The organism is Thioalkalivibrio sp. ALD1 (genome assembly GCF_000381245.1).
Classification (GTDB): domain Bacteria; phylum Pseudomonadota; class Gammaproteobacteria; order Ectothiorhodospirales; family Ectothiorhodospiraceae; genus Thioalkalivibrio.
In genome coordinates this window covers 522,226-541,469 of record NZ_KB906242.1, presented here as the reverse complement: position 1 = coordinate 541,469, position 19,244 = coordinate 522,226, and the positions used below count along the sequence as shown (strand labels likewise).

Here is a 19,244-nt window from a genome sequence, read left to right as displayed (position 1 = left end):
GCTCGTCAGCCGTCTTTTGGAGTGACGAGGACGCGTCCGCGGACCTGGCCGGCCAGCAGCGCATCCGCGCGCTGCGAGAGCTGTGACAGACCAACCTCTTCCGCCAGGCAGCGCTCCAGTACCTCCGTTGTCAGCAGGTTGCCGATGCGCTGCCAGACCCGTTCGCGGTCGTTCGCCGGATATTGCACAGAGTCAATGCCCTGGAGCCGAATGCCACGCAGCAGGAACGGGATGACCGTGGTCGTTAGTTCGGTACCGCCCGCGAGTCCGCAGGACGCCACCACGCCGCGCGTCTGTGTCTCGGCGAGGGCGTGGGCAAGGGTGTCGCCACCCACGCTGTCGATCACCCCCGCCCAGCGTTCTGACAGCAACGGGCGGGAAGGCCGCGCGGCAAGCTCGGCTCGGGACATGATCGACCGGGCCCCCAGGGCCTCCAGGTGTCCGGCGTTGTCCGGCCGCCCGGTAACCGCCGTGACGGCATAGCCCAGGGCCGAAAGGAGTGCGGTCGCCAGGTTGCCCACACCGCCGGAGGCACCGGTGACCAGAATTGGGCCCCTCTCGGGCGTGATCGCGCCCTGTTCCAGTGCCTCGACCGCCAGCATGGCGGTGAATCCGGCCGTTCCCACAATCATCGCGCCACGGGCATCCAGGGTGGCCGGGATAGGTGTGAGCCAGTCGCCGTTGACACTGGCGTACTCTGCGTAGCCACCCCAATGGCGTTCGCCGACATGCCAGCCGGTCAACAGAATGCGATCCCCTGGCCCGTAGCGGGCATCGCGGGATTCGCTCACGGTGCCCGCCAAATCGATCCCCGGGACGTGGGGATACTCCCGCACCAGGCGACCGAGACCGTTGATGACCATGGCGTCCTTGTAGTTCAGCCCAGAGTGCTCAACGGCGACAAGTACTTCCCCTGCGGAGAGGTCGACGGTGTTCAGAGCGACTACCTCGGCGCTCGGTCGCGGATCGCCTTTCTGGAGCAGAAGCGCGTTGAAAGTGTCAGTTGAGGTCATGGTGGATTTGTAACCGACGGTTTGGCGATGTGTGGTTCCGGTATGGGGAGAGCAAGCCCGCGCGAAAGAGTTCGTCGCAGGTTGTCAGGCCCCGTTCGGCCTTGTCCATGCCGTCATCAAGGAGCCTGCGCTGGCCCTTGTCGAACAGGCGTTGCCGGAGCCCCCGATCATCGTGGTGATCAAGGATAGCCGCGGCGTCATCGTCGTCGAGGTACCAGACCTCGAAGATGCCGATTCGGCCATGGTAGCCCAGATTATTGCAGGCCGAGCAGCCGTGCGCGGCCCAGACCGATTCGGGTGCCTCGCGTCCAGCGATGCCGAGCCACTGTCGTTCCCGGTCGCTCGGCGGCCGGCGCTCCTGGCAATGTGGGCAGAGGCGTCGGACGAGGCGCTGCGCGATCACCAGCTCGAGGGTTGGAGCGATCTCGAAGTCTTCAAGGCCCATATTGCGCAAGGAGGCGACCGTACCGACTGCATCGCGGCTGTGCAGGGTGGCCATCAGGGAACGTCCGCTGTTGGCGATATTCATGGCGCCGCGGGCGGACCCACCGTCGCGGACCTCGCCGACCAGCACATAGTCCGGATCGAGTCGGAGCAGCGTCTGGGTTCCGCGTTCGAAGTCCAGACCCTGGTCGCTGTTGATCTGGATCTGATTCACGCCGGGGACGGCGTACTCGACGGGGTCCTCGAGCGTGATGATCTGCTGTGGCGTCTGGCCAATCTCGTGCAGCAGGGCATAGAGCGTCGTTGTCTTGCCGCTGCCTGTGGGGCCGGTGACCAGCAGCACGCCGCCGGCGGTTTGTGTCCATTGGCGGATCGCCTCGACTTCCGCCCCCGGCAGCCCCAGGTCGCCCAGATCCTGAAAGGCATCCGGCTCGGACAGGATACGGACGGCCAGCTTGTCGCCACTGACGCAGGGAACCGTAGTGACTCGAAGATCCAGATGCCCCGTGTCTTCGTTGCGCCATGCAAGACTGCCTTCTGCCGAGGTCAGGGTTGGCATTGGGTCCAGACCGGCGAGGGTCTTCAGCTGATTGGCCAGAAGCTCGCCCAGTCCTGGCTCGAGGGTGGTGGCATCCACCATCAGGCCATCGATGCGCAGGCGAATGCGGTAGCCGTGGGGTTCCGGGTCGAGGTGGATATCCGAGGCGCGGACGGCGACGGCGTCCTCGATCAGGGCATGGGCCTCGAGACGGCCTTCCGCGTGTTCGTCCTCGTCGAGGTACTCGCTCAGGCTTGGAACCAGGTAGGGTTTGAGTGCGCGCCCGTCGCCGGGCGCTTGGCGGAGGGATTCCGGCATTCAGCCCCCAGTGAAAGGATTGGGGAGGGCGCGATCCCGGTCGGGACCGGCAAGAGCTACCGTTGCGGGCGCTCGCGCAGCTCGCTCGCGGAGCGGGTCACCTGCGCTTCGCGGTCCAGCATGATCAGGGCCTGGGTTTCCTCGGGTTCTTCGCTCGCCAACTGGTCCCCTTCGACGCCGGGCGGAGGACTTTGAGGGCGCATTTCCATGACCTGTGCGAGGGTGGGTAGTTCGACCCTGGACATTACCTCGGCCGCGGCGTCCTGGGCCTGCGGGTTCTGCATCGTCAGCACGAAGCCGGTCGCGAGCACAAGCAGCGACAGGATAAACGGATGCTGTTGTTGAGCCGTATGTAGCGGACGCGTATCGAACATCGATGCAGCCTAGTGAGGATCCTGTTTCATCGACAATACCCGCGGGAGCGGGTTCATTCAAGAAACCCGCTCGGGTGGCGAACGTCGGCGCAGGCGACCTTGCGGCAGACGAGGAAGACCTCGCCCACGTCTTCGGTCGGGATCATGCCCGGGTAGAGCTGAAGTGGCTTTTGCCGTTTCAGGGCCAGCGGCATGAAATAACGGTTGTAGTAATGCATGGCCGTGTCCCGATGATGCAGCAGGAACCACATGCCGAGGCGGGTAAGGAGTGACGAGCGGGGCTTCATGCCGAAGACGCCGCTCTGGTCGATGGTAAGACCGTGGCGTTCCAGCAACGCGAACAGGCTGTTGGGCGTGTAGCGGCGATAGTGACCGACGATCTCGTCGAAACGGGTCCAGTACTGTGGATGGAGCGGCGTCGAGAGCAGGATGCGCGCGCCCGGTGCGGCGACACGCGTTAGTTCACGCATGGCCTGTTCGTCGTCCTCGACGTGCTCGATGATGTCGAGCGCGCAGATCAGGTCGAAGCGACCATCTTCGTAGGGCAGGTGGCCGATTACTGCGGACTCCGTATGCCCCCCTTCGGTTCGCAGTGTGCGCAGCGCGGGTTCGCTGATGTCGGCGAAGTGAGTGCCGGTTATGGGCAGTCGTGGGCGCATTCCGGGCCCGACTTCTAGCCGCTCGCAGCCTTCCCGGCTGAGTCGGCAGACGAGCGGCCACGTATTGAATTGATCGGGAGGCACCAGGCGCGAGTCTTTCCACAAGTCATTGTAGAAACGACGATTGGTGTCGAGCAGCCGATCGTGGTCGGCCGTATGCGGTGAGGCGGGATCTGGCAAGCCGATTTCCGGAGCGAGTAATGTGCAGAAAGTATAGGGATTCCATACAACCCCATGGCGGATACCCGGGGACGCATGTGGAAAGCTGTGACGAGGTCCCGGGTTTCCAGGGAAGCACTGATCAATGTATCCGCGCGCGCACGAGTCGCTTTTTTGTGCGAAAAAGAGGCAGTGATCACTGTGCAGTTATTCTGCGCAAGCGAGCCGCAACGCTGTTCCCGCGCTTGTTGTTATCAAGAACGAGCGGCCGAGCCCCTTCGGGGTTGGTGGATTGATCAGTGTTCCCTAACAGGATTTTGGCAGTAGAGGGGTGAGTGCGTCTGCCTGCATGGCCCGCCCAAAGTAATAGCCTTGGCAATAGGTGCAGCCCATGGCCGCCAGCATGTCCGCCGCGTCGGGGTGTTCGATGCCTTCGGCGGTCACCTGCAAGTCCAGCGCTTGCGCCAGACTAATGATGGAACGCACAAGATTCGTGTAGTAAGGGTCCTGTCCAAGGGGTTGCACGAAGCTCTTGTCGATTTTGAGCGTGTCGAGTCGCAGCCACTGGAGATAGCCCAGCGACGAGTATCCCGTACCGAAGTCGTCGAGCGCGATATGCACTCCGCGCTCGCGAACGGCGGCGATCCGGGCGCGGATGCTGGAGTCTCCCGCGAGGTAGACGTTTTCGGTGATTTCAAGACAGACGCAGTCGGCGGGCAAGGCGGTTTCGGACAGGGCACGGTCCAGTACCGTTAGAAAGTGGTCGCGTTTGAGTTGGACTGGCGAGACGTTCACCGAGATGCGCTGGAAGTCATGGCCGGACGCGCGCCAGTCGGCAGCCTGCTGCAAGGCGGTATTCAACACCAGGTCGCCAACGTCCAGCATCAAACCGAGTTCTTCCAGTATAGGAACAAACTGATCAGGCCCGGGTGCACCGGGGCGCTGCCAGCGCAGCAGAGCCTCGGCGCCGACAATGCGCTGGCTCGGCAGGTCCACGATGGGCTGAAACCAGGGCACCAGCTCGCCGTTTGCCACTGCGGTGCGGAGTTCCTGCTCCAATTCGGGACGGCGCGCGCTGCGCTCCGCCAGAGCGGGATCGTATACCGTAAGGCGTGCCCCACCTTCACCCTTGGAGCGTTGCAGGGCCATCTCCGCGCAGCGGGTGAGCACTTCCGCGTCGTGGGCGTCGCCGGGGAATACCGCCACACCCGCGCTCATGTGTGGGTCGAAGCCTTCGGGGACGTGTGCGGAATAGTCCCGGTACAGGGCATTCAGCACGCGCTGACATAGCCCTTCGACATCCATGGAGGAGTCAACCCCGTCAAACACCACAACGAACTCATCACCACCAATGCGCGCAGCAGTGTCGGTGTCGCGAATAACGGTGCGCAGGCTGTTGGCCAGCGCTACCAGGAATTGGTCACCCGCCTGTTTGCCGACCATGTCATTGATGTCGCGGAAACGGTCGATGTTCAGAGCCAGAACCGCCACACATTGCTCGGCCCGCCGGGCGCGCCGCAGCGCCAGGTCGAGCCGGTCGAAGAACAGGGCGCGATTGCCCAGCCCGGTGAGGCCATCAAAATAGGCCATGTGCTCGATCACTTTGCGGTCGTGCTCCCGCTTGTACACATGTCCGAGTGCCTGGGCGATCCCCTCGATGACCTCACGGCTGAGGTCCGGGTCGATATCCGGGGTGTCGGCGAAGGCCTCGATCAGGCCATAGCAATGGCCATGGACATAGATGCTGCAGATACAGCAGCGAACCGGGTCGTTGGGCGATTGGGCAGCGAGCCCAAGCTGGCTTTCGATGCCGCTGGCCGAGTCCAGTAGTACCCGACCTGCGGGTGTAGGTTCGATCGCACCATCCTGTGCGGGGAGGTTCAGCTCGGCAATCCGCCGCAGGTGTCCCTCCGGGTTGCGGTAAAGGGCATGGCCGCGCTTCCAGACGGTGTGGGCGGCGAGCTGCTGCAGCCCCTGAGCCGTGGTGTCTTCCAGACTGTCGCTGGCATTGGCCAGTCGCGTGACTTCCAGGATGGTTGCGAGCTTGATCTGTTCTCGATACAGGCGCCGGGTAGCGTCTTCGGCGATCCGCTCGGCTTCCTGCCGAGCCTGCCGCTCGCGATGCAGGCGGCGATCACGTTGTGCCGTCGCAGCCCTTGCATCCTCTTGGTGGTGCGGGTCAGCCAACGCGCGGCTCGATATGGATCTGGAAATGGCAGCGGGTGTCGCCTCGATGCTGGCACTCGGGGTGATCGACATGGACGGTTTGCCCGTAGCGATCGCCAGTGCCCAGCATAAGCCCGTGTGCCAGTGAGCAAAGTCCGCGTTCGGAACGGTAGTCCATCGACAACTCGTGGGGTCCAGTTTGCTCACAGTCAAACACAGGGACTTGAGCGCCCGGGTAGAGTTTCACGACCTCCGGGTGGATCACGTCGTTCAGGGCCTGGAGAAGCCCCATCGAATCGGGGTAGGGATCGAATACACCCGGGTAGGCCTGTTCGAAGCGCGGAAGCATCTCGCGCCCGATCCATTGCAGACAGTCGGAGGTATCGAGGCCCGTGATCTCGCAGGCGGCGCTGACAAGTCGCATCATCTCGTCATCTTCGTAATTCCCGAGCGAGGTATAGACGCCGCTGACTTCCGCCCTGCCCAGGACGTCGTCCCAGCCAGCCTCGCCGTAGTGTTCCGTCACGATATCTTCAAGGACGTTAAACACAATGCCTTTCATTCCATTGTTCCCATTCGAATCTCTAACTCGTGACCCTAAAGGATCGAACCCTGAGAAAACAGGGCGGATTCTGTGACCGCGATCAGCCGTAGTACTCCACTGCAGGGCTGTCATGCCGGCTGGGGAGTGAAACCACGCAGTTTCGTCCTCGGGCCTTGGCGTTGTAGACCGCTTCGTCGGCCGCGCGGAACAGGTCGTTGATTCCGGCGTTGCTTCCGGGCTCCCGGCTGGTGACGCCGAACGAAGCGGTCAGCGGGAGGCCGGCTGGATGCAGCTCCTGGATCCGCTGGCGCAGGTCCTCGGCACGCGTATGCGCGTCGAACAGGTCACTGCCCGGCATCAGGATCAGCAGCTCTTCGCCACCGAAACGGATAGGGACCTCGCCAGGAGTGGCCACCGTGCGCAGAAGTTCACCAATGGCCGCGAGGACCTCGTCGCCAACCAGATGTCCGTGGCGGTCGTTGATGTCCTTGAAGCGGTCGAGATCCATCAATATCAGTGCAATCGGTTGTTCCTGGCTGCCGGGCTCGTCGAAAAATCGGCTGGCGAAGTCGCTCAGGGCATTGCGATTGCTGAGCCCGGTCAGGGGATCCACCATGGCCATCTCGTAGTGCTTCTGGCGCTGGAGGCGGACCTCGTCCATCAGGCGCTTGTTGTTCAAGAGGTTGCTCAGACGAGCACGTAGCTCATCTCGTTGAACGGGTTTCGTTATAAAGTCGTTGACACCCAAGCGAAATAATTCCGCCCGTCGATGCTGATCATCCAGGCCCGACATCGCAACGATCGGCATCGCCGTCATGTCCGGGCATTGCTGTCGGATACACCCTACGAGGCCCATGCCACTGAGTTCGCCCTCCACGAGAACATCGCTCAGGACCAGGTCGAAGTGAGACGGGTCGAAGGCCGCGAGGGCTTCGGACGCATTGGTGTAGTGCACGATATCGAGTCCCATGGGCTCCAGTGCACGGCTCAGGTAGCGTGCGGCAGTGGGGCTGTCCTCGACATACAGAACCCGCCCGCTGTGGAGCGTCTCCAGCGGTTGTGCGTAGCGTTCGGCCTGCTGGAACAGATCGCCGATGTTGGTTCGGTCGTGCACGTCCGTGGCCCCCGCGGCGAAGGCGCGTTCGCGAATCCGCAGGTCGGGGTTGGACGTAAGGATGATCAGCGGGAGCCCGCGGCCATAGCGCTTCTTGCGCGCCGCGCGGCAAAATTCCAGACCATCCATGTCGGGCAGGCTCAGCGAAACACAGGCCAGCTCCGCGCGAAAGATGTCCAGGCGTGCGAGGCCCTCGGCGCCGGTGCCGGCCATGCTCGCTTCGTGTCCGGCGGCTCCCACCATGCGGCTCCACAGGGCGCGGAACACGCGTGAACGGTCCACCACCAGGATCCTCATGATCCCGGCCCTGGCTGCCGATCCATCGATGGCGTCCTGTGCCCGCGCATGCCTTGCTCCCGAGTCCGTTCCGTAACGCCAGCGTCCTTGCTGCCGCTCCGTATAATGCGCGTCGCATGCGTTTTCAACAACCGCGCGCCATTTGCGGCCTGTCAATGCGTAGCGTATGCCGTGATCCGGGCGCGTCCGGTTGCCTTGGCCTGGTATAGGGCCTGGTCGGCAGCGGCCAGGAGGGCATCCGGATCCGGTGGCACCTGGCCAGAATGCACAATACCGATGCTGGCGTCGACGTGGGCCACGTCCGTGGCTTTGGAAGCGGGAAGCTGGATGGGTTGACGGATCACCTCGCGCAGGCGCTCGCCGGCTTTGCGGGCCTGTTCGTAATCGGGACAGTGCGGCAGCACGATCACGAACTCGTCGCCGCCGAAACGAGCGACATGGTCCGCGGCCTTGCAATGGCGTTGCAGGCGTTCCGCCACGATGCGCAGAACCGCATCGCCGGCTGCATGACCCAGTCGATCGTTCACGGGTTTGAAACCATCGAGGTCCATCATCAACACGGCGAACGGCGGGCCGCCTTTCGGTTGCATATCTGTCAGCCCATCCAGTGCGCGCAGCAGCTGGGCACGGTTTGGCAGGCCGGTGAGGGCGTCGTGGTAGGCGAGATATTCAAGTTCGGCTTGTCGTGCCCGGTCGGTAATTGCCTCCTCCAGGCTGCTTTGAGCGCTTCCGATAATGAGAGCCATCAGGCCGAACGCGATGATGTGGGCCCCGATGATCCAGATCGGCAAGGCGTGGTCGGGGGACACGCCATTGATCCCGACCACACCCAGGACCAATAGCGTGACTGCAATCGCCGCACCCGTCTCGCGCAGGAACACGCTGGCCCAGAGCAATAAAGGGAGAGAGGCGTACAGCATCGCCTCCACGGGGTTGTGCTGGGTGAGCTGGTAACCAAGGATCAGGCCAGTCGGGATCAATAGCCCCATCAGGACAATGCGTGCCTCGACGCCGCGACCGTGAAAGCGGGGAACACCGTGGACCAGCAGATTGCTGACCAGAGGCACGATCGAGGCGATTCCCAGGACCACGGCCACGAACCAGTTACGGGCGATGAGATAGAAGGTGTCGCCATCAATCAGGCCCAGCAGCAGGAGCCAGCTCGCCGCCAGCAGGGAACCTGCCAGCGGGACGACCAGCAGTGCGATGAACGTGAAGCGGGCCGTGCCGCGCAGATTCAGACGGGGTGCGAGGCCGGGCCGTCCGCGTTGCAGCCACAGCGATGCCAGTCCCATCTCGGCCACGGCTATAAGCGCCCAGCCACTGCGGGCCAGCCAGCCGAGGTCACTGCCGAGCCATTGGCTGGTCAGCAGGTGCACGATGGCGAGGACTGGCAGCAGCCAGTAGCCCCAGATCAGCACCGCCGCAAGCCCGACGCCGCTGGCCAGCCAGATGGTACTGGTTTGTAGCGAGACCTGGGCCAACAGAATGCTGATAGCTACGGCGATTGCGTAGCACAGCGCGACGCCGATCCCGACCTGCAGGCGGGGCAAGCGGAGCAGCCAGTCGGGGTATGCGGGTAGAGGCCGTTCTCCGGATTTTGCTGCGGTGGGATTCCGATTCACCAGCCGGGCTCTCGTGGGGTATGTGGGGCCGCTCCCTGACCCTACGGGGCCGGAGAGGCTATAGTGCCACGGTCAGTGTGGAAACCGAAGAGGCTCCCGTTGGACCTGCGCTTCTACCGTGGATTGGATGCCTGCGCCTGTGCGCTCGCTGTACGCGAGCGGGAGGTGACGCCGGAGTCCCTGCTTCGTTGCGCGCTGGAACGGCTGGATGCGGTCAATCCGGTGCTCAATGCGGTTTGCATCGATGCCCGTCCGCGTGCTCAGGCGCGAATCGGCGAGGAGATCAAGGGACCATTCGCCGGGGTCCCGTACCTGGTCAAGGACCTTCTGCAGGACGTGCAGGGGCTTCCCACGACCTCGGGTAGTCGAGCCTGCCGTCGGTTGATTGCGCCGGTCAGTGCCGACACCGTGCGCCGGGCCGAGGAGGCGGGGCTGGTGATCCTCGGCAAGACCACCACGCCGGAATTCGGGCTCAAGGGGATTACGGAGTCCGCGCTTTGGGGGCCAACGCGGAACCCCTGGGATACCGATCGGTCGCCCGGTGGTTCCAGCGGTGGGGCGGCTGCGGCCGTAGCCGCCGGGATCGTGCCCATGGCTGGGGCCAATGACGGGGCAGGATCGATTCGCATACCGGCCTCTTACTGCGGGCTGTTCGGACTCAAGCCTTCCCGCGGGCGGGTGCCGACCACGCCACTGGCGGGCGAGGCCTGGGAGGGTGCAGTGAGCGAGGGTGTGCTTTCGCGCAGCGTGCGTGACAGTGCTCGAATGCTCGATGTTCTGTCCTCGGGACAGAGTGCTTCCGCACCTTTTCGTGTGGAGGCGCCCCCCGCGAGCTTCGAGGAGCTCGCGCAACGCGAGCCGGGTCGTCTGAGGATCGGCTGGAACGTCGATTCGCCCGTTGGTGGACGGGTCGATGGCGACAGTGTGGAAGCAGTGGAGCGCGCCGCCGGTTTGCTGGAGGGTCAGGGGCACGTTGTCGAGCGGGTGGCGGACTGGCCGGTGGACGGACAGCGCGTAGCGCGGGCCGTGCTGGCGTTGCTTTACGGGCAGGCGGCGGCTTTCGTGGCGCGAGCGCGCGAACGGGGTGCCCGCTGGGACGAATTCGAGCTGGATACGCGTACGCTGGCGCGGCTGGGGCGGGCTTTGACCGCGGGGGAATACGCCCGTGCGCGGCAGGGCTGGCATCGCGTCAGGCTGGCGCTGGCGACGCTGTTCGAGCGCTACGATCTCCTGCTCCTGCCCACCGTGGCGATGCCGCCGCCGCGGATCGGCGAGCTGGAGCCGGCTCCCCTGGTCCGCACCCTGCAGCGGCTTGCCCTGTACCTCCCGGTGGGCCGCTGGATGCTCAACAGCCGCTTTCTGGAGCGGATGACCTTCGAGAACCTCGAGCGCACCCCGTTTACCCTGGCGGCCAATCTGGCCGGTATCCCGGCGATGTCGGTACCGCTGCACTGGGATCGTGCCGGGCTGCCCGTGGGTGTGCAATTTATGGCGCCCTGGGGCGAGGAGGGGCGGCTGCTCTCGCTGGCGACCCAGCTGGAAACCGCGCAGCCGTGGTTTGACCGGGTGCCGCCAGCCCTGCCGGACACTCGCCAGGGCTGAGGGAGACGTCCTGGCACCGTGTCCGGTCAGGCGATGCTGCGGCGCCAGTCCGTGATTTCGTCGTGGAGGTGCTGGCGGGCGGAATCGTTCAGGAAGGCGGCTTCGGCCGCGTTACGGGCGAGCTTCTCCAGGTCGTCTAGGGACAGTCCCAGCGCGTTCGTAGTCGCGCGGAAGTTCTCGCCGATGTAGCCGCCGAAGTAGGCGGGATCGTCGGAGTTGATGGTGACCCGCAGCCCGGCATCGAGCAGGCGCTTGAGGTTGTGGTCCTCAAGCCGGTCGAACACGCAGAGCTTGATGTTCGACAACGGGCAGACGGTCAGCGGGATCTGCTCCTTCGCAAGCCGTTGCAGCAGGGCGGGGTCCTGTTCGGCCTGCACGCCATGGTCGATGCGATCGACTTGCAGCAGGTCCAGTGCCTGGTGGATGTATTCGGGCGGGCCCTCCTCGCCAGCGTGGGCGACGACGCGGAAGCCGGCCTCGCGCACGCGATCGAATACCGCCCGGAATTTCTCCGGCGGGTTGCCCTGTTCTGCCGAGTCCAGGCCGAACGCCGCAATGCGGTCGCGGTAGGGCAGAGCCGCTTCGAAGGTCTCCATCGCGGCCTCGGCGCTCAGGTGGCGCAGAAAGCACAGGATCAGCCGGGTGGAGATACCCAGCTCGCGTTCGCCGTCGTCCAGGGCGCGGGTGATGCCGTTGATCACCGTCGCGAACGCCACGCCGCGTTCGGTATGCGTCTGGGGATCGAAGAAGATCTCCGTGTGGCGTACGTGATCCTGCTGGCAGCGTTTCAGGTAGGCCCAGGTCAGGTCATAGAAGTCCTGCTCGGTCAGCAGGACGCAGGCCCCCGCGTAGTAGATATCCAGAAATGACTGCAGATCCTGGAACTGGTAGGCCGCGCGCACCTCGTCGATCGAGGCATAGGGCAGTTCCACGCCGTTGCGCTCGGCCAGCTGGAACAGGAGTTCCGGTTCCAGGGCACCCTCGATGTGCAGGTGCAGCTCGACCTTGGGTAGGCGGGCGATGGCGTCTTGCATGGTGGCGTCCTGAAGTCTGTACGGGGCGAGGCATGGTAACGGCTTGATCCGATAGGTGCCTGGTGGGGCCGACGGTTACGGGTCGATACGCGTCTCGCTGGCGCCGCCGTGCTCGATCCAGCCATGGATCATGCGCGGGGTCGTGGTGCCGGCCGCACAGCGGCCCTCGCGGTCGATCACGATTGCCCCTCCGTAGCCATCCAGCCGTTCGTGCAGCCGTTGCAGGCTTGCGGTCAGGGCCTCGGCGGCACCGAAGCCCAACAGTTCAATACGGTCGGCCAGGTCCTTGGCGAAGACACTGCGCAGGAAATGCTCGCCGAGGCCGGTCGCCGAGATGGCGGCGGTGTGATCGTCGGCATAGACGCCTGCCCCGGCGATCGGCGAGTCCCCGACGCGGCCGGGGCGCTGGCCATTCATGCCGCCGGTGGAGGTCGCCGCCGCCAGGTGGCCGTGCTGATCGCGGGCGACGGCGCCGATGGTCCCCGGGGCGGGCTCGTCATGGTCCAGCGTGACTGTGCCACGCCGCAGCGTTCGTCCCAGTTGCTCCCGCCGCTGCGCCGTGATCAGTCGGCGTTCGTCGATCAGGGGCAGTCCGGCCTGCCGGGCAAAGCTTGCGGCACCCTCCGCAACCAGCAGCACATGCGCGCCGTCCTCCAGGATCGCGCGGGCCAGGCGGATGGGGTTGGCGATGCCGCGAACCGCACCCACGGCCCCCACACCGAGGGTTGTACCGTCCATGATCGCGGCATCCAGCTCGACCGTGCCCTCGCGCGTCAGCGCGGCTCCGGTCCCGGCGTTGAACAGCGGGTCGTCCTCAAGTAGCGCCGCGCAGTATTCAACGGTATCGAGTGCGCGCTCGCCACGGGTCAGGTGCTCGCGGCCGGCTTCCAGTACCCGCAGTATCGCGGCGTGGTACTGCTCGGCAACCAGCGGGTCCTGCGCCTCGCGGATGCGCCCGGCCCCGCCATGGATCATCAGCGAGAAGGACTCCGAGGCCATCAGCGGTCCTGAGTCTGTCCACGGATCAACAGGATGTCGCTGTGGCTGCCCGGGACGAAGCGGCTCTGGGCAATCGCGATCTCGCCAGCCGCGTTGGCGGCCATCCGCCGTTTCAGCTGTCCCTGAAGCCCGCCGCTGTAGGGCCGGTCGACGGTCCCCCGGACGGGTTCGACGGGCGCGAACGCCAGGGTGTCCAGTGGGGCGTGGGTAAACGCGAGGCCGTACGGGCGATCGGTCGGGTGTTGATAGCGTTGCCAGATGAGATAGAGCCGTTCGTTAGAACGCGCCAGCGTGGGGAAGCCGCCCGGCCAGTCGTCCGCGTCGAGTTGGGTCGGCGGGGTGAACTCCAGGGTGTCCGCATCGGCCTGGGTGATGTGCAGTCGACGGTGGTAGGGTTGCCGGTAGTCCTCCAGGTCGTTCGCCGGGATGGCCCCGAACGCCAGATGCACGGTGCCTTCGTCATCCACGGCCAGCGAAGGGGCGTCGGCGTGACCGGGCGTTTCAAGCGCCGTCGCGGGTGCGGTAAAACCGTCGCCCAGCTCATCCGAGGTTGCGATGCGGATATCGGCATACGGGCTGTCGCCCTCCGACCAGGCGAGCAGGATCCGCCCCGAGGGAGCCCGAGCCAGACTCGGTGCGCGGGCCGGTTTGTCGGCCCCGTCGTTGATCGTCTCGGGCTCCGCGAAGCTTTCCCCGTTGTCGGACGAATAGGTGACACGCAGTGGACCCCGGTATTCGGTCCAGGCCGCGACGACTTGTCCATTCCCGGCCAGGAGCAGGTCCAGGCTGCCATTGTCCCAGCGGTGCGCGGTGATGCGCCCCTTGCCGGCTCCATCGCGGGAGTTCGAAAGGTTCTGGTGACCCTCGAAGGAGCGTCCGCCGTCCCGGGAGCGGGCATAGAAGATCTCCCCGCCGTGGTCGCCCCCGGTAAACAGGATCTCCTGCCAGAGCAGATGCACGGTGAAGTCGTCCTCGTCATCCGGTGCCGGCTCGATCGCCACGCGCGGCAGCCAGGAGAAGGTGTCCGGTTCCCCGCCGATACGGGTGGGTTCATCCAGGACGGCCTGACCGTCCCGGTTGTAGCGTTGCAGCAGGATCGCCTGCTCCACCTGGTCAACCCAAACGACGACCACCTCGCCATGATCGTTAATCGCCACCGAGGCGTCGTCCACATAGCGAAAGTCGGAGGCATTCATGCGCCAGGGGCCTCGGTAGGCCTCGCCGCGGGCCACCTCGATGGGTTCCTGCCAGACGACCCGGCTCCCGGCTCCGTCATCCGCCAGAGTGGGTGTGGGTCCAAAGGCGAGAGCCAACCCGGCGAAGAGACCAATGGCCGGCCAGGCGTGTGCGTATGTGGTTCGAGGCATGCGACCTCCTGTGGCGAAATCGGGCCCAGTCTCGTGTAACTGCGCTTTATGGGACCACCGGGTGCCCGGAAGGATTCACCTCTATCCTCCAAGCGGCGACAGCAGTTCCTGGAAGAAACGCCCGAACAGCGCTGGTTCCAGCAGGAGCATGAAGCCTACGCCCCAGGCGCCGCCCCACAGGTGGGCGCTGTGATTCACATTGTCGCGTGCCTGCCGCTGCGCCCAGAACGAATAGGCCACGTAGGCGGCCGCGAACACGATCGCCGGCATCGGAATGAAGAACACGAACAGCATCGACCAGGGCTGAAGCAGGATATAGGCGAACAAAACGGCCGAGACCGCCCCCGAGGCGCCCAGGCTGCGGTAGAAGCGGTTGTCCCGATGGCGCAGGTGGGTGGGCAGGATCGCCAGCACGATGCCGGCCAGGTAGAACGCCACAAAGCCGAGTACGCCGATTGCCGGGACGAGTACGCGCTCCATGGCCATCCCGAAGAAGAACAGGGTGATCATGTTGAACGCGAGGTGGGTCCCGTCCGCGTGGATGAACCCGTGGGTGACCAGCCGCCAGTATTCGCCGCGGGCCACCGCCGGTGGCCAGTAGATCATCCGCTCCATCACACGCGGACGCTGCCAGGCCCAGACCGAGGCGGCCACCGTGCCAGCAATAATAAATAACGTTATATAAAAGTCGTATTCCATTGAAGAGTAGTATGTTCCTCGGCCAGTTATCGCCAACTGTTTCCTTGCCTCCGGCTTGAAAAATCCGTGCTACAACCTAGTTATTGGAATAGAACACCCGAATGCAAGGTACCCGGGCTGACCGGGATCAAGGAGGTGAGCACATGGACCTGCAAAAGCTCAAGCCGTGGAACTGGTTCAAGCGAGAGGAACAGGAGCGGCCCGAGGTCCTGCCCGCGCGGCGAGAGGACACCAACCTCGATCCTCTGGTGCGGATGCACCAGGAGATGGACCGTATGTTCGAGCAGTTCTTCGGTCGTGCCCCCGGTGGTGCGCTCGCAGGGAGTCCCGGTCCCCTGTGGCTGAAGCCCAGCGTGGACATTGCCGAGGGTCGCAAGGCCTATCGGATATCGGTGGAGGTGCCCGGGATTTCGCAGGAGGAGATTGATCTCGCGATCGATGGTGATGATCTGATCGTCTCGGGCGAGAAACGACAGGAACACGAGGAGGACGAGGAGGGCTACTATCGGGTCGAGCGCAGTTATGGCCAGTTTCGTCGCGTCCTGAGCCTGCCCGGCGACGCCGACACAGACGGCATATCCGCGCGTTTCAGGAACGGCGTGCTGGATATCCATGTGCCCCGCCGCAAGGATGGCGAGCGCCCCGGGGTGCGGCGCATCGAGATTGGCCGTTAGTCAGGGAGAGCCGATTGGCATGTGCGCACCGGTACCGTGCAGTCTAGGCTGAAGAAGAATTAGGCGGCAGGGAGGCCATGGATGACGCGTCGTATCGTGATCTGCGCGGACGGGACCTGGAACCGTCCGGAGGAGGATGTCGAGTCCGACGTCCCGACGAACGTATTGCGCCTGGCCCGGGCTGTGGCGCCCGTGGACGCCGCCGGCGACACCCAGCAGGTGTTCTATGACTGGGGTGTGGGCTCATACCACGCCCGGGTCAGCGGTGGCGTGATCGGGCGGGGCATCCACAAGAACATCACCGATGCCTATCGCTACATCGTGCAGAACTATGCGTCGGGCACAGAGCTCTTCCTGTTTGGATTCAGCCGAGGTGCGTATACCGTGCGCAGCCTGTGCGGTCTGATCAACAACTGCGGAATTCTCAGGCGCCCGGACGCGCGCCTCATCGAGGAGGCATTTCGGCTCTACAAGCGGACCGGGGTGACGCACAAACCCGAGGGCGAGCGCTCGCGCGCGTTTCGTGAGGCGCACAGCCATCCCTCGCGGGAGATCCGCTTCGTTGGTGCATGGGATACCGTCGGGGCCCTGGGCATCCCGTTTTCGGTGCTCGGGCTGTTCGACCGCACCGACGAGTTCTACGACACCAAGCTGGGGCCAAATGTCCGGGTTGCCCGCCATGCCCTGGCGATCGACGAACGTCGCGCGGATTTTGAACCTACCCTGTGGGAGCCACGCGAGGGGCTAGATCTGGACCAGCAGTGGTTCGCCGGGGTTCACGCTGATATCGGGGGCGGCTATCCACCCGATGACCAGGGGCTGCAGGTCGCGGATATCGCCCTGAGCTGGATGCTGGACGAGGCCGCCAGTGCGGGGCTGGAGTTCGAGCCGCACCTGACTGCAGGCCTGCAGCCTGACCCACGCGCCGTCATTCACCAGTCCCGGCGGCATATCTATCGTCTGCGCCGCACACTGATCCGGGATCTCGATCCCGAGGATTCGCCGACCCGGCTGCACCCCTCGGTCGATGGGCGCTACAAGCATTTCCGCGATTACCGTCCGCGGAACCTCAAGGCCTATCTGGACAAGCAATCGCGCGGCATCTGACGCCAACGGTCCCGGCTCGTGTCATCATGGAAGCCCTGGCGTGAAGGGGCGATGGACGAATCATCGTCGGTGTGGCTGGCCGCCGGGCTCAGGTCAGAACAGTAGCGAACCTATGTTGGGAGGGGGAATGGCGAGTTCGCGTGATGCGACCCAGGAACGGTGGATCGATCGTTTTCGTGTTCTGGAGACGCTGGGCGAGAGCACACGTGATGGGTTGTACGTCGCGCATGATGGGGTGCTGGATCGGCGTGTGATGGTGCGTACGCTAACCCACCATGCCCTGGGTGATACCGAAGCTCGCGATGAGCTGATGCGCTCGGCCCGAGCGGTGAGCCGGTTCAGGCACCCCCATTGCGCCGCGATCTTCGAAGCGGGGCCGTATGAAGCCGGCCTCTATCTGGTGTTCGAGTACATCGAAGGCGAGACGCTGGATGTGTTTCTGGAAGGAGCCCGTCTCCCGCTGGACCGCGCCCTGACGCTGATGCGCGAGATTGTCGATGCGCTCGCGGCGGCGCACGATCAGGGAATTGTTCATGGCAGCCTGCAGCCGGCCAATATTACGGTTGGAAAGGACGGCCATGCGCGGGTAACGGGTCTTGGTCTCGCCTTGCCTCGAGGCGGAGAACAAACCGCTGGGCATCAGACCCACACGCGGCATTACCTGGCCCCGGAGCAGCTTCGAGGTGGGGTCCCCTCGTGTGCAGCGGACGTGTTCTCGCTGGGCGCACTGTTTTTCGAGCTGTTGGCAGGCCAGCGGGCCTTTTCAGGGGACTCCGAAAAGGAGATTGCGGACGCAATCGAAACGGGTGTGTCCGAACCTCCTTCAAGGGTTGCGGGGGAGGGTGACGAACGCCTGGATGCCATTGTCTTGAGGGCCTTGCAGCCCGACCCACACGACCGATACGCGACAGCCCACAGCCTGCGTGAAGCGTTTCTGGCCGTCGCCGAGGGTCGAGAGAACGAGGAGGGCGATGCGGGTGACTTCATTCTGCGCCGGATCCGTCGCAAGCCCGATTTCCCCGGAGTGTCCGCCCATATTCGCGAGATTACTCAGTGTTCGGATGACAGCCAGCGGCGCTCGGTCGCCGAGTTGTCGAATGCCGTGTTGAAGGACTACGCCACGACCCAGAAGCTCCTGCGACTGGCGAATTCGCCGTTCTACAGCAACTTTGGCGGCAATATCCGCACGGTCTCCCGGGCCGTGGTGCTGCTCGGGTTCGAACAGGTGCGCACGGCTGCGCTGGGCCTGGTGCTACTGGAAAATCTCAAGGGCGGGAGCCAGTCCACTCGCCTGATGCAGGCGTTGGTACAGACGTTGTTCAGCGCCATGCTGGCGCGCAACCTGGCCCGCCAGCTTGGTGGCGTCGAGAGCGAACAGGCCTTCGTCTGTGCGCTCTTCCACGACATTGGGCGGATGCTCGCTCTGTACTACCTCCCCGAGGAGGCGGACGAGATCCAGATACGGCAGACCCAGGGCGTATCGGAGGAGACGGCGGCCCGCCAGGTCCTCGGCATTTCCTATGAGGCACTGGGCCGGTCCGTACTCGAGGACTGGAATTTTCCCCGCGAGATCGTTCAGGCGGTGGAGCGAGCGCCCGAGGGCGCGTTGCCGCCCGTTCATGATGCCGACCGACGCTTGCACCGAATTGTCACACTTGCCTCGGAGATGGCGGGCCGCATCATTCACCATGAACCGTCCGAACAGGAACTGGCGCTGGCCGAGCTGCGACGCCGTTACAAGGCCTCGCTGGATGTCGAGGCCGCGGGTATGCGCCGGGCGATTCATGAGGGCCGGGACCACCTGGATCAGTTTCTGAGTGTGGTCAAGCTGCCTCGCGAAGGACAGGAACACTTGCGTCAACTGCGCCACAATCTCGGGGTTCGTGAGTCCGGAAGCGGACACGACACCCCGGACGAAGCGGTCCTGCTCGATGTCACCGATGATCCGTCAGCCGAGGGTCCGGACTCCGTGCCCGCACCGCCGACCGAGCAGGCTGCGGCGCTGATGGAATCGCTTACGGACATGCTCGACGCGATGGTTGACGGGTTTGAGCTGCACCCGCTGGTGCAGACAACCCTGGAGAACATCTACCAGGTGCTGGGTTTGCGGCGGGCAATGCTGATGCTGGCGGACCGTGAGCGCCGCACGCTGGTGGCACACACGGCGTTTGGGCACGAAGCCGAGTCGCTGTCCGGGCGTCTGCGCCTGTCCCTGACGGGGTCGGGAAACGTGCTGTCCCTTGCGATGACCCAGCGCAAGGACATGGTGATCAGCGACAGTTCGGATCCGGCAATCAGCCGCTATATCCCGCGCGAGTTCCGCGATGCGCTGGATGCGCGCAGCTTTCTGCTACTCCCTCTCGGGGTGCGCGAGCGCTGTGTGGGACTGCTCTATCTGGAGTTGCCATCAGAAAGTACGGAGCTGGATCCGCTGGTCCTGCGTGCACTGAAATCGGTTCGGAACCAGCTGGCACTGGCAATCTGCGAAGCGCGCTCCTGACGCGTGTCCGG

General features: G+C 64.5%; 16 protein-coding genes. 4 read left to right on the top strand and 12 right to left on the bottom strand.

Annotated features, from left to right (window positions below; genetic code table 11):
• Nucleotides 1-5: 5 nt before the first annotated feature.
• From F623_RS0107150 to F623_RS0107115, 8 genes are all read right to left on the bottom strand, one after another.
• A complete protein-coding gene (locus tag F623_RS0107150) occupies nt 6-1,013 on the bottom strand; it encodes an MDR family oxidoreductase (RefSeq protein WP_026278663.1) in 1,008 nt (335 codons plus the stop codon).
• Nucleotides 1,000-2,313, bottom strand: a complete 1,314-nt coding sequence (locus F623_RS0107145) for a GspE/PulE family protein (RefSeq protein ID WP_018861511.1) — start codon at nt 2,311-2,313, stop codon at nt 1,000-1,002. Before F623_RS0107145 ends, F623_RS0107150 begins: the two co-directional genes overlap by 14 nt.
• 56 nt (nt 2,314-2,369) lie before the next feature.
• Entirely contained in the window at nt 2,370-2,687 is a 318-nt protein-coding gene (locus F623_RS0107140) for a hypothetical protein (protein WP_018861510.1), read from the bottom strand.
• Nucleotides 2,688-2,740: 53 nt separating this feature from the next.
• Entirely contained in the window at nt 2,741-3,526 is a 786-nt protein-coding gene (locus tag F623_RS12865) for a bifunctional 2-polyprenyl-6-hydroxyphenol methylase/3-demethylubiquinol 3-O-methyltransferase UbiG (protein ID WP_051074681.1), read from the bottom strand.
• 285 nt (nt 3,527-3,811) lie between these two features.
• Nucleotides 3,812-5,692, bottom strand: coding sequence for a bifunctional diguanylate cyclase/phosphodiesterase (locus tag F623_RS0107130; protein ID WP_018868688.1), 1,881 nt, complete (start codon nt 5,690-5,692; stop codon nt 3,812-3,814).
• Nucleotides 5,685-6,233 carry a heme NO-binding domain-containing protein gene (locus F623_RS0107125; protein ID WP_018861507.1) on the bottom strand — a complete coding sequence of 183 codons (549 nt, stop codon included), beginning with the start codon at nt 6,231-6,233 and terminating at the stop codon, nt 5,685-5,687. Before F623_RS0107125 ends, F623_RS0107130 begins: the two co-directional genes overlap by 8 nt.
• Nucleotides 6,234-6,315: 82 nt before the next feature.
• Nucleotides 6,316-7,626, bottom strand: coding sequence for a diguanylate cyclase (locus F623_RS0107120; RefSeq protein WP_018861506.1), 1,311 nt, complete (start codon nt 7,624-7,626; stop codon nt 6,316-6,318).
• A gap of 152 nt (nt 7,627-7,778) precedes the next feature.
• Nucleotides 7,779-9,179, bottom strand: a complete 1,401-nt coding sequence (locus tag F623_RS0107115) for a diguanylate cyclase (RefSeq protein ID WP_018861505.1) — start codon at nt 9,177-9,179, stop codon at nt 7,779-7,781.
• Between the two features lie 171 nt (nt 9,180-9,350).
• On the opposite strand from F623_RS0107115, the gene F623_RS0107110 reads away from it, so the two are divergent.
• Nucleotides 9,351-10,853: an amidase gene (locus F623_RS0107110; RefSeq protein ID WP_018861504.1), complete on the top strand. Its 1,503-nt coding sequence runs from the start codon at nt 9,351-9,353 to the stop codon at nt 10,851-10,853.
• A gap of 26 nt (nt 10,854-10,879) precedes the next feature.
• Here F623_RS0107110 and F623_RS0107105 read toward each other — a convergent pair whose 3' ends face one another.
• From F623_RS0107105 to F623_RS0107090, 4 genes are all read right to left on the bottom strand, one after another.
• The gene (locus F623_RS0107105; RefSeq protein WP_018868687.1) at nt 10,880-11,887 is read right to left on the bottom strand and encodes an adenosine deaminase; all 1,008 of its coding nucleotides are present in this window, start codon (nt 11,885-11,887) and stop codon (nt 10,880-10,882) included.
• 75 nt (nt 11,888-11,962) lie between these two features.
• On the bottom strand, nt 11,963-12,886 hold the full coding sequence (locus F623_RS0107100; RefSeq protein WP_018868686.1) for an isoaspartyl peptidase/L-asparaginase family protein: 924 nt from the start codon (nt 12,884-12,886) through the stop codon (nt 11,963-11,965).
• Nucleotides 12,886-14,253: a hypothetical protein gene (locus F623_RS0107095; protein ID WP_018861501.1), complete on the bottom strand. Its 1,368-nt coding sequence runs from the start codon at nt 14,251-14,253 to the stop codon at nt 12,886-12,888. The genes F623_RS0107100 and F623_RS0107095 overlap by 1 nt, the downstream gene beginning before the upstream one ends.
• An 81-nt stretch (nt 14,254-14,334) precedes the next feature.
• A complete protein-coding gene (locus F623_RS0107090; RefSeq protein ID WP_018861500.1) occupies nt 14,335-14,952 on the bottom strand; it encodes a rhomboid family intramembrane serine protease in 618 nt (205 codons plus the stop codon).
• 143 nt (nt 14,953-15,095) lie between these two features.
• On the opposite strand from F623_RS0107090, the gene F623_RS0107085 reads away from it, so the two are divergent.
• The 3 genes from F623_RS0107085 to F623_RS0107075 all read left to right on the top strand — a co-directional run bounded on the left by F623_RS0107085 (nt 15,096) and on the right by F623_RS0107075 (nt 19,233).
• The gene (locus F623_RS0107085) at nt 15,096-15,626 is read left to right on the top strand and encodes an Hsp20/alpha crystallin family protein (RefSeq protein ID WP_018861499.1); all 531 of its coding nucleotides are present in this window, start codon (nt 15,096-15,098) and stop codon (nt 15,624-15,626) included.
• A gap of 81 nt (nt 15,627-15,707) precedes the next feature.
• On the top strand, nt 15,708-16,733 hold the full coding sequence (locus F623_RS0107080) for a DUF2235 domain-containing protein (RefSeq protein ID WP_018861498.1): 1,026 nt from the start codon (nt 15,708-15,710) through the stop codon (nt 16,731-16,733).
• A gap of 127 nt (nt 16,734-16,860) precedes the next feature.
• Nucleotides 16,861-19,233: an HDOD domain-containing protein gene (locus tag F623_RS0107075; protein ID WP_018868685.1), complete on the top strand. Its 2,373-nt coding sequence runs from the start codon at nt 16,861-16,863 to the stop codon at nt 19,231-19,233.
• Nucleotides 19,234-19,244 lie beyond the last annotated feature (11 nt).